Raw genomic sequence first — 9,242 nt, 5'->3', positions numbered from 1 at the left:
CGGGTGGGCGCAGCGGCACCCTGCTCCGCCGGGCTGCGGACCCACCCGGCCCGAGCGCCAACGCCCGGTACCGTTCACCCCCATGCGCACCATCCTGATCACCGGCCCCGGCGGCAGCGGCCGTACCACCCTCGCGGCCGCGACCGCCCTGGCCGCGGCAGCGAAGGGCACCCGCACCCTCGTCCTCGGTACCGACCGCACGGACACCCTCGGTACCGCCCTGGGCACCCCCACCGGCCCCGAGCCGGTCAAGGCCGCACCCCGTCTCACGGCCTGGCGCCCCGACCCCGCCCAGGACTTCCGCACGGACCTCACCGCCCTCCAGGACCGCGCCTCCTCCGCCCTGGACCTCCTCGGCGCCTCCCGTCTCGACCCCGAGGAACTCAGCCCCCTCCCCGGGGCCGAGGAACTCGCCCTCCTGCGCGCCCTGCGCGACGCCGCGCTGTCGGGGTCGTACGACCTGCTCGTCGTCGACCTGCCCCCGGCCCCGCAGGCCCTCGCCCTGCTCGCCCTGCCCGAGGAACTCCGCCGCTACCTGCGCCGCCTGCTCCCGCCCGAACGCCAGGCCGCCCGCGCCCTGCGCCCCGTCCTCGGCCGGCTCGCCGGTGTCCCCATGCCCGCCGAGTGGCTGTACGAGACGGCCGCCCGCTGGGACCTGGAGCTGGCCGCCGTCGAGGCCGTCGTCGCCGACCGCGACACCGTCGTACGACTGGTCGCCGAACCCGGCCCGGCCGGTGCCGACGCCCTCCGCACGGCCCGCCTCGGACTCGCCCTGCGCGGCCTGCGCACCGACGTCCTGGTCGCCAACCGCGTCCTGCCCGAGGCGTCCCCGGACACCTGGCTGGCCGGCCCGGTCGCCCAGCAGCGCAAGACACTGGACGAGTGGCGGGAGTCCTACGACGTCCGGACCGTCGCCCACCTGGGACGCGACCCGGTCGGCGCCGACGACCTGGCCGCCCTCGCCGCGCCCGGCGCAGACCCGGACGCCCCCGTACCGCCGGTCGAGTGGCCGGTGGCCGACCGGCTCGGCGAGGACGGGGTGCTCGTCTGGCACATCCCGCTGCCCGGCGCCCTGCGCGAGGAACTGGACCTCGTGCGGCGCGGCGACGAACTCGTCGTCACGGCGGGGCGGTTCCGCCGTATCGTTCCGCTGCCCTCCGCGCTGCGCCGCTGCACCGTCGACGGGGCCGCCCTGCGCGAGGGCGAGCTGCGCATCCGCTTCGCGCCCGACCCGACGCTCTGGCCGCAGACGCGGTGAGCGGGGGTATGAGAGGGAGTAACGTCGGAAAGACGAACCGTAGTCAGGAGTCCGTCATGAGCGAAGAGCTCCCCCCGTCCGACGCCGCCCGCGACGAGGCCGCGGACGAGGTGCGGGCGAGCGACGCCGACGCCTGGGCGACCGCGTGCGCCGAGGACCTCGAAGCGGAGAAGGCCCGCCGCCGCGCCGAGTACGGCCCGCCCCCGGGCTCCGCGGCCGAGGAACTGAAGAAGCTCGTCGACGCCGTCGCGGACAAGCTGTCGGGGATCCAGTCCCCGCTGTTCGGCGCCGTCGCGGGGCCCGCCGCCGAACAAGTCGTCCGCCAGGTCGTCCAACAGGCCAAGGCAGCCGTGGAACCCGTCATCGAACGCAACCCGGACGTCTTCGACCACCTGGCCGCCGCCGGGAACGAACTGCTCGCCGCCTACCGCTCCGCCGTCGAGTCCCAGGAGCGCCGCTGGACCGGCCGCGACGACCGGATCGACCCGCGTGACCTGGACGAACGCCATGACCGGGGCGACGACGCCGGTCCGGGGGAGCGCATCGACCTGGACTGAGCCCCGCCTCCTCGCAACGAGCCCCGACCGGCGTGCCGCCGCCGGTCCTGCCCAGCGTGCGGACGACAGCGAACCCGACGGCGTGCCTCGGGTACCGTTGGCCGTAGCGGGGCTCGACCGAAACTGAGGGATTCATGGGACTCACCATCGGCGTCGACATCGGCGGCACGAAGATCGCGGCCGGCGTGGTCGATGAGGAAGGCAACATCCTCTCGACCTTCAAGGTGCCGACCCCGGGCACGCCTGAGGGCATCGTGGACGCCATCGCATCGGCGGTGGAAGGCGCACGCGTCGGGCACGACATCGTCGGCGTGGGCATCGGCGCGGCCGGCTATGTGAACCGGCAGCGCTCCGAGGTCTACTTCGCGCCCAACATCCACTGGCGCAACGAGCCGCTCAAGGAGAAGGTCGAGGCCCGCGTGGGCCTCCCCGTGGTCGTGGAGAACGACGCGAACGCCGCGGCGTGGGGCGAGTACAAGTTCGGCGCAGGCAAGGGCCACCGCAACGTCATCTGCATCACGCTCGGCACCGGCCTCGGCGGCGGCATCATCATCGGCAACAAGCTGCGCCGCGGGCACTTCGGCGTGGCCGCCGAGTTCGGCCACATCCGCATGGTGCCGGACGGCCTGCTGTGCGGCTGCGGCTCGCAGGGCTGCTGGGAGCAGTACGCCTCGGGGCGGGCGCTGGTGAGGTACGCCAAGCAGCGCGCCAACGCCACCCCCGAGAACGCCGAGATCCTCCTCGGCCTCGGCAACGGCACGCCCGACGGCATCGAGGGCAAGCACATCTCCATGGCCGCCCGCCAGGGCGACCGCGTGGCCGTCGACTCCTACCGCGAACTGGCCCGCTGGGTCGGCGCGGGCCTCGCCGACCTCGCCTCCCTCTTCGACCCCTCCGCCTTCATCGTCGGCGGCGGCCTCTCCGACGAGGGCGAACTGGTCCTGGGCCCGATCCGCAAGTCCTACAAGCGCTGGCTGGTCGGCGGCAACTGGCGCCCGGTCGCCGAGGTCCGCGCGGCGGAACTGGGCAACGAGGCGGGCCTGGTGGGAGCAGCGGACCTGGCGAGGGAACCCGACCCGATCATGTAAACGCCTTTCGTCAGGGGCGCGGGGAACTGCGCGAACAGCCACGAACAACCGGCACTCGCGCACCATCCCCGCGCCCCGAGCCATTGGGCGTAAATTGATCACATGCCCCTGCTCCCCAACTCCCGTACCGAACCCGACGGTTCCGCGGTCATCAGGGTCCTCGGCTACAACATCCGCTCCATGCGCGACGACACCGACGCCCTGGCCCGTGTCATCCGCGCTTGCGAACCCGACCTGGTCCTGATCCAAGAAGCGCCCCGCTTCTTCCGCTGGCGCAAGAAACTCGCCCGTCTGGCCCGCGAATCCGACCTGGTCGTCGTCACCGGGGGCGCCACCACCACGGGCCCGGCGATCCTCAGCTCGCTGAGGGCGAGCGTCGAACGCACGGAGGACGTCCTCCTGCCCCACACCCCCGGCCTGCACCGCCGCGGCTTCGCCACGGCGGTCGTCCGCTTCGCCGGCACCCGCCTCGGCGTCCTGAGCTGTCACCTGTCGCTGCAGAAGGACGAGCGCTACGACCAGGCCGGCATGCTCCTGGACCGGCTCGCCGGCATGGGCGTGGAGCACGTGATCGCCGGCGGCGACCTGAACGAACGCCCCGACGGCCCCGCCTTCCGCCGCCTCACCGACGCCCTGCAGGACTGCCACGCGACCGCGCCCTGGGGCGGCGAGCACACCTGGACCCCGGCCGACCCCTACCAGCGCATCGACGCGATCTTCGCGACCGGGGGCATCGAGGTACTGGGCTGCGGCGTGCCGCTCGGACACCCCGGAGTGACCGACACAGACCTGAGGGCGGCCACGGACCACCTCCCGGTCCTGGCCGCCCTCAGAGTGCCGGCTTCCTAGACGACCGCACCCCGCCCGGGGTCGTCGTCCTCCTCGTCGTCCGTGCGCATCCGCATCACCAGCGTCGCGAACCCGCCGAGGAAGCCGCCGATCCCCAGCGTGGTCAGCCACCAGGTCATCTCCCAGCCGAGCAGCACGGCCAGCAGGACCAGCACCGGTCCGCCCAGCACGCCGAGCCAGGCGAACTTGGCGGTGGGGTCGGCGGACGGCAGCGGGGGCGGCTCCGGCGGCACGAAATGCCCCTCGTCGTCCTCGTCGAAGTCGTCCTCGGCGGGCTCGGGCGCCGAGTAATCGCGCGGGCCGACGCCGGGCGCGAAGGAGACGGAGCCGCCCAGCGGCTTGGCCGGCTGGTCGCCGGACGCCTTCGGCTCCGGCCCGTCCGGCTCGCCCGGCTTCCCGGCGTCGGCGGGCGCCGACGCGGCCGTGTCCACCCGGTCCACCCGGCCGTCGTTGGTCGGAGGCTCCAGCAGTGCCAGGTCCTCGACCGACTTGAACGGCTTGGCGCCCGGCGGGTCCGGCGGTTCCTCGCCGTACCCGGCGACGATCGCCGCCCAGGCGGCCTCCTCGTCGAACGGGACGCCCTTCTCGTCCGGCTCGCGGCCCTCGCGGTCGGAGTCGTGCTCAGCCACCTGCGGTCGTCCCTTCCTTGCCGAGACCGGGCTCCTTGCCGAGGCCGGACGCGAGCCGGCTGATGAAAGCGGTGCTCTCCTCGAAGGTCCGGTCCGCGTCATGGTCCAACGTGGCGACGTGGTAGCTCTGTTCCAGCAGGACCTCTTTCACGTCCGTCGACGAGATGCGGCTGAGGACACGGGCCGAGTCGGCCGGCGGCACCACATGGTCCTGCGGGCTGCGCAGCAGCAGCACCGGCTGGGTGACCTGCGGCAGCTCGCGGTCGACGACCTGGAAGAACTGGCGCAGGGAGTGCGCGGCGTGCAGCGGCACCCGGTCGTAGCCCAGCTCCCTGCTGTCCGGCTTGGCGATGTCGCTGGCGATGCCCTTCGTCGCGGGGACGAAGTGGCGGATCACCGGGAGGGCATGCGCGGCCAGGCCGTGCACCTTGTTCGCCGGGTTGACGACCACCACACCGCTGACGGCGTCGCCGTGCCGCGCGGCGAGCCGCAGGGCCAGGGCGCCGCCCATGGACAGACCGGCCACGAACACCTGCTCGCGGCGCTCGCACAGGAGGCGCAGCTCGCGCTCCACCTCCGCGTACCAGTCCTGCCAGCCGGTGATCCGCAGGTCCTCCCAGCGCGTGCCGTGCCCGGGGAGCAGCGGCAGCGAGACGGTCATGCCGCGTGCGGCGAGATGCTCCGCCCAGGGGCGCAGCGACTGCGGTGAACCGGTGAAGCCGTGGCAGAGGAGCACGGCGATCTCCCCGCCCTCGTGGCGAAACGGCTCGGCTCCGGCAAGGACCGGCACCTTCGGCCTCCTGGTCGTGAGAAGGGACGGACACGATCACGGAATGTCACGGAACGTCATGGCAGGGGGCGCACGGCGTTCGCGGGACCTTCACCGTACGCGACGGCACTGACACCGACCAGGGCCGTCGGCGCCTTTGACGGCGCGCCGGGTTAAGGTCTGATCGATACCTACAGGAGGCACTCGGTTGTTGTACGGCGCGATGAAGGTCGCTGTTGGGGGGCCGCTGAAGGTCGCCTTCAGGCCCTGGGTGGAAGGCCTGGAGAACGTCCCCGCCGAGGGCGCCGCGATCCTGGCGAGCAACCACCTGTCCTTCTCGGACTCGTTCTTCCTGCCCGCGGTCCTGGACCGCAAGGTCACGTTCATCGCGAAGGCCGAGTACTTCACCACGCCCGGGGTGAAGGGCCGGCTGACGGCCGCCTTCTTCAAGGGAGTCGGCCAGCTGCCCGTGGACCGCTCCGGTGCGCGCGGCGCGGGTGAGGCCGCCATCAAGAGCGGCATCGAGGTGCTGGAGCGCGGCGAGCTGTTCGGCATCTACCCGGAGGGGACGCGTTCGCCCGACGGGCGGCTCTACCGCGGCAAGCCGGGCGGCCTCGCGCGCGTGGCGCTGGCGACCGGCGCGCCCGTCATCCCCGTGGCCATGATCGACACGGAGAAGATCCAGCCGCCCGGGAAGGTCATGCCGAAGCTGATGCGCCCCGGCATCCGGATCGGCAAGCCCCTGGACTTCAGCCGCTACCAGGGCATGGAGCACGACCGGTTCGTGCTGCGCGCGGTGACCGACGAGGTCATGTACGAGATCATGAAGCTCTCCGGCCAGGAGTACGTCGACATGTACGCGACGGCCATGAAGCGGCAGCTCGCCGAGGCGGCGAAGGCGGAGAAGGAAGCCGAGAAGGCGGCGAAGGCCGCGCTCGCCCGGGCGGAGAAGGAACAGGCGGAGAAGGAACAGGCCGACCAGGAAAAGCCGGAGCGGTAAGCGCCGGAGAAGAGGCGGACGGAGCCCTGGTCGGGGGCGCGTTCCGGGGGTGGGGGAGATGGCCGAGCGCGAGCGAGTCATGAGGATGTCGGTCGAGCAGCCGCTGTGGCGTGCGCTGACCGCCTACCGGGTGCTCACGATGCTGTACGCGGTCGGCCTGTTCGCCACCGCCTACGAGGAGTTCGCCCGGCCCTGGATCGCCGTCGCCTACTACGCCGTGCTGGCCGTGTGGACCCTGGCCACCCTGCCCCGGGTCGCGAACGCCGCCCGCTGCACCAAGCGGTTCCTCGCCGCCGACCTCACCATCGCCGTCGCCGGCATCCTGCTCACGCCCGTCGCCGACGCGCACGAGCGGGTCCTGGCGGGCGGCCCGACCCTGCCGTCGATATGGACCGCCGGTTCCGTGCTGGCCTTCGCCGTCAAGGGCGGCTGGCGCTGGGCGGCCCTGGCCTCCAGCCTCGTGGCCGCCGCCAACCTGGTCGAGCGCGGCAGCCCGGCCCGCGACACCGTCCACAACGTCATCCTCGTCTGCATCGCCTCCATCGCCATCGGCTACGTCGTCGAGGTCGCCCGCGCCTCCGAGCGCACCCTCGCCCGCGCCCTGGAGATCGAGGCCGCGACGAGGGAACGGGAGCGCCTCGCCCGGGACATCCACGACAGCGTGCTCCAGGTGCTGGCGATGGTGCAGCGGCGCGGCGCGGTGATCGGCGGCGAGGCGGCCGAGCTGGGCCGGATGGCCGGTGAGCAGGAGGTCGCGCTGCGCACCCTGGTCTCCGGCGGACTCGTGCCCGTCTCCCGGGTCTCGGAGGACGCCGCCGAGGGAGCCGTCGTCCGGGCCGTGGAGGAACAGCCGGAGGAGAGCGGCCCCGTCGACCTGCGCGCCCTGCTCGCGCCGTACGCCGGCGCGAAGGTCAGCCTCGCCGAGCCCGGCGCGCCCGTGCCGCTGGCGCCGGCCGCCGCACGGGAGGTGGCCGCCGCGGTCGGCGCGGCCCTGGACAACGTCCGCAGGCACGCCGGAGAACAGGCGCGCGCGTGGATCCTCGTCGAGGACGAGCCGGACGAGGTGATCGTCACCGTACGGGACGACGGACCCGGCATCCCGGAAGGGCGGCTCGCCCAGGCCGAGGGCGAGGGGCGGCTCGGCGTCGCCCTGTCGATCCGCGGCCGGCTGCGCGACCTCGGCGGCAGCGCGGAGCTGATCTCGGTGCCGGGCCAGGGCACGGAGGTCGAACTGAAGGTACCGAAGGACGTGACGACCGTACGGGGGAAGGCGGAGCAGCGATGACGGAGACCACCGCGGACCGGCGGGAGCCGATCAAGGTCATGGTGGTCGACGACCACCCCATGTGGCGCGACGCGGTCGCCCGTGACCTGGCCGAGTCGGGCTTCGAGGTCGTCGCCACCGCGGGCGACGGCGAGCAGGCCGTGCGCCGCGCCAAGGCCGCCGCCCCCGAGGTCCTGGTGCTCGATCTGAACCTGCCCGGCAAGCCCGGCGTCCAGGTCTGCAAGGAGGTCGTCGCCGCGAACCCCGCGCTGCGCGTGCTGGTGCTGTCCGCGAGCGGCGAGCACGCCGACGTCCTGGAGGCCGTGAAGTCCGGGGCGACCGGATACCTGCTGAAGTCGGCCTCCACCGAGGAACTCCAGGACGCGGTCCGCCGCACGGCCGTCGGCGACCCCGTCTTCACCCCCGGCCTCGCCGGGCTGGTCCTCGGCGAGTACCGCCGCCTGGCCTCCGAACCCGCCCCCGCCCCCGACACCGACGAGCCGAAGGCACCCCGCCTCACCGACCGCGAGACCGAGGTGCTGCGCCTCGTCGCCAAGGGCCTGAGCTACAAGCAGATCGCCGAACGCCTGGTCATCTCCCACCGCACGGTGCAGAACCACGTCCAGAACACCCTGGGCAAGCTCCAGCTGCACAACCGCGTGGAGCTGGTCAGATATGCGATAGAGCGCGGACTCGACGACGAGTGAGACCCACGCCACACTGACCCTTCGCCAGGCACCTGCTGCGAAGGGACATGCCATGCGGGTCGGAGTACTGACCGGAGGCGGCGACTGCCCCGGACTCAACGCCGTCATCCGGGCCATCGTCCGCAAGGGCGTACAGGAGTACGGCTATGACTTCACCGGCTTCCGGGACGGCTGGCGCGGTCCCCGGGAGGGCGTCACCGTCCGCCTCGACATCCCCGCCGTGCGCGGCATCCTGCCCCGCGGCGGCACCATCCTCGGCTCCTCGCGGACCAACCCGCTGAAGGAGCGGGACGGCATCCGCCGGATCAAGGAGAACCTCGCCGCGCTGGAGGTGGAGGCGCTCGTCGTCATCGGCGGCGAGGACACCCTGGGCGTGGCCGCCCGGCTGTCCGACGAGCACGGCGTGCCCTGCGTGGGCGTGCCGAAGACGATAGACAACGACCTGTCCGCCACGGACTACACCTTCGGCTTCGACACCGCGGTCGGCATCGCCACCGAGGCCATCGACCGGCTGCACACCACCGCCGAGTCCCATATGCGCGTCCTGGTCTGCGAGGTGATGGGCCGGCACGCCGGCTGGATCGCCCTGCACTCGGGCCTGGCCGGCGGCGCGAACGTCATCCTCATCCCCGAGCAGCGCTTCGACGTCGAGCAGGTGTGCGCCTGGGTGACGTCCCGCTTCCGGGCGTCGTACGCGCCGATCGTCGTCGTCGCCGAGGGAGCCATGCCCAAGGACGGCGACATGGTCCTCAAGGACCGGTCGCTCGACTCCTTCGGGCACGTCCGCCTCTCCGGCGTCGGCGAGTGGCTCGCCAAGGAGATCGAGAAGCGCACGGGCAAGGAGGCCCGCACGACGGTCCTGGGCCACGTCCAGCGCGGCGGCACCCCCAGCGCCTTCGACCGCTGGCTCGCCACCCGCTTCGGCCTGCACGCCATCGACTGCGTCCGCGACGGCGACTTCGGCACGATGGTCGCCCTGCGCGGCACGGACATCGTCCGCGTCCCCCTCGCGGACGCGACGGCCCGCCTGAAGACGGTGGACCCGACGCTGTACGAGGAGGTCGGGGTGTTCTTCGGCTGACCGCCTGGTCCAGGTGCCGGTCGGGGCCGCGCGGCCCCGA

Annotated in this window: 10 protein-coding genes; 8 read left to right on the top strand and 2 right to left on the bottom strand. The window is 73.0% G+C overall.

Features of this window, described 5'->3' with window-relative positions:
- Positions 1 to 82: 82 nt before the first annotated feature.
- The 4 genes from CCL05_RS39505 (at position 83) to CCL05_RS39490 (ending at position 3,752) form a co-directional block, all read left to right on the top strand.
- The gene (locus CCL05_RS39505; protein WP_086565428.1) at positions 83 to 1,258 is read left to right on the top strand and encodes an ArsA family ATPase; all 1,176 of its coding nucleotides are present in this window, start codon (positions 83 to 85) and stop codon (positions 1,256 to 1,258) included.
- Between the two features lie 56 nt (positions 1,259 to 1,314).
- A complete protein-coding gene (locus CCL05_RS39500) occupies positions 1,315 to 1,815 on the top strand; it encodes a DUF5304 domain-containing protein (RefSeq protein WP_086565427.1) in 501 nt (166 codons plus the stop codon).
- 134 nt (positions 1,816 to 1,949) lie between these two features.
- A complete protein-coding gene (locus CCL05_RS39495; protein ID WP_086565426.1) occupies positions 1,950 to 2,903 on the top strand; it encodes an ROK family glucokinase in 954 nt (317 codons plus the stop codon).
- 102 nt (positions 2,904 to 3,005) lie between these two features.
- The gene (locus CCL05_RS39490) at positions 3,006 to 3,752 is read left to right on the top strand and encodes an endonuclease/exonuclease/phosphatase family protein (protein WP_086565425.1); all 747 of its coding nucleotides are present in this window, start codon (positions 3,006 to 3,008) and stop codon (positions 3,750 to 3,752) included.
- Here the strand turns inward: CCL05_RS39490 and CCL05_RS39485 are convergent.
- Positions 3,749 to 4,381, bottom strand: a complete 633-nt coding sequence (locus tag CCL05_RS39485; protein WP_208641716.1) for a hypothetical protein — start codon at positions 4,379 to 4,381, stop codon at positions 3,749 to 3,751. The genes CCL05_RS39490 and CCL05_RS39485 overlap by 4 nt on opposite strands.
- Complete coding sequence (locus CCL05_RS39480) at positions 4,374 to 5,171, bottom strand: alpha/beta hydrolase (RefSeq protein ID WP_086565424.1); 798 nt, start codon at positions 5,169 to 5,171, stop codon at positions 4,374 to 4,376. The genes CCL05_RS39485 and CCL05_RS39480 overlap by 8 nt, the downstream gene beginning before the upstream one ends.
- A gap of 202 nt (positions 5,172 to 5,373) precedes the next feature.
- On the opposite strand from CCL05_RS39480, the gene CCL05_RS39475 reads away from it, so the two are divergent.
- The 4 genes from CCL05_RS39475 to CCL05_RS39460 are packed head-to-tail and all read left to right on the top strand — an operon-like array spanning position 5,374 to position 9,202.
- Positions 5,374 to 6,150 carry a lysophospholipid acyltransferase family protein gene (locus tag CCL05_RS39475; protein ID WP_086565429.1) on the top strand — a complete coding sequence of 259 codons (777 nt, stop codon included), beginning with the start codon at positions 5,374 to 5,376 and terminating at the stop codon, positions 6,148 to 6,150.
- A gap of 58 nt (positions 6,151 to 6,208) precedes the next feature.
- On the top strand, positions 6,209 to 7,435 hold the full coding sequence (macS, locus tag CCL05_RS39470; RefSeq protein WP_086565423.1) for a MacS family sensor histidine kinase: 1,227 nt from the start codon (positions 6,209 to 6,211) through the stop codon (positions 7,433 to 7,435).
- The gene (locus CCL05_RS39465; RefSeq protein ID WP_086565422.1) at positions 7,432 to 8,121 is read left to right on the top strand and encodes a response regulator; all 690 of its coding nucleotides are present in this window, start codon (positions 7,432 to 7,434) and stop codon (positions 8,119 to 8,121) included. The genes macS and CCL05_RS39465 overlap by 4 nt, the downstream gene beginning before the upstream one ends.
- A 52-nt stretch (positions 8,122 to 8,173) precedes the next feature.
- Positions 8,174 to 9,202, top strand: coding sequence for a 6-phosphofructokinase (locus CCL05_RS39460; RefSeq protein WP_086565421.1), 1,029 nt, complete (start codon positions 8,174 to 8,176; stop codon positions 9,200 to 9,202).
- The last annotated feature ends 40 nt before the right edge of the window (positions 9,203 to 9,242 follow it).

The sequence above is a fragment of the Streptomyces africanus genome, assembly GCF_002150735.1.
Taxonomy (GTDB): domain Bacteria; phylum Actinomycetota; class Actinomycetes; order Streptomycetales; family Streptomycetaceae; genus Streptomyces; species Streptomyces africanus.
The sequence above is the reverse complement of the archived record's forward strand: the minus strand, read 5'-3'. Positions and strand labels throughout refer to the sequence as shown.

Coding starts and splice junctions, on each gene's coding strand:
- CCL05_RS39505 (WP_086565428.1), top strand. CDS start 83: ATGCGCACCATCCTGATCACCGGCCCCGGCGGCAGCGGCCGTACCACC.
- CCL05_RS39500 (WP_086565427.1), top strand. CDS start 1,315: ATGAGCGAAGAGCTCCCCCCGTCCGACGCCGCCCGCGACGAGGCCGCG.
- CCL05_RS39495 (WP_086565426.1), top strand. CDS start 1,950: ATGGGACTCACCATCGGCGTCGACATCGGCGGCACGAAGATCGCGGCC.
- CCL05_RS39490 (WP_086565425.1), top strand. CDS start 3,006: ATGCCCCTGCTCCCCAACTCCCGTACCGAACCCGACGGTTCCGCGGTC.
- CCL05_RS39475 (WP_086565429.1), top strand. CDS start 5,374: ATGAAGGTCGCTGTTGGGGGGCCGCTGAAGGTCGCCTTCAGGCCCTGG.
- macS (WP_086565423.1), top strand. CDS start 6,209: ATGGCCGAGCGCGAGCGAGTCATGAGGATGTCGGTCGAGCAGCCGCTG.
- CCL05_RS39465 (WP_086565422.1), top strand. CDS start 7,432: ATGACGGAGACCACCGCGGACCGGCGGGAGCCGATCAAGGTCATGGTG.
- CCL05_RS39460 (WP_086565421.1), top strand. CDS start 8,174: ATGCGGGTCGGAGTACTGACCGGAGGCGGCGACTGCCCCGGACTCAAC.